Origin of the sequence: Streptomyces sp. SP17BM10, assembly GCF_036322405.1 — a bacterium.
Classification (GTDB): domain Bacteria; phylum Actinomycetota; class Actinomycetes; order Streptomycetales; family Streptomycetaceae; genus Kitasatospora.
Map to the genome: position 1 here is coordinate 1 of NZ_JAQYXB010000382.1, position 448 is coordinate 448.

A 448-nucleotide genomic window follows, 5' to 3' on the forward strand; every position below is an offset into this window, starting at 1 on the left:
CAAGGTGGACGCCCTGGCCCAGATCGCCAAGACCGGCGCCCCGGCCGCCGTCCTGGTCACCTCGTCCGGCGAGGGCAAGGAGATCGCCGCCCGCGTCGCCCTGCGCCTCGGCTCCGGCATCATCACCGACGCGGTCGACCTCCGCGCCGGTGACGAGGGCCCGGTCGCCACCCAGTCGGTGTTCGCCGCCTCGTACACCGTCGAATCGCGCGTCAGCAACGGCGTGCCGGTCATCGCCGTCAAGCCGAACGCCGTGGCCCCCGAGGCCGCCCCGGCCGCCGGCGCGGTCGAGAACGTGTCGGTGGACTTCACCGGCAACGCCGCCAAGGTCGTCTCCCGCACCCCGCGCGTCTCGACCGGCCGCCCGGAGCTGACCGAGGCCGCCATCGTCGTCTCCGGCGGCCGCGGCGTCGGTGCCGCCGAGGGCTTCGGCGTCGTCGAGGAGCTC

General features: G+C 75.4%; 1 pseudogene. It reads left to right on the plus strand.

The window, feature by feature from the left end:
- A pseudogene (locus tag PUR71_RS02885) lies at positions 1-448 on the plus strand (electron transfer flavoprotein subunit alpha/FixB family protein); the annotation flags it as partial.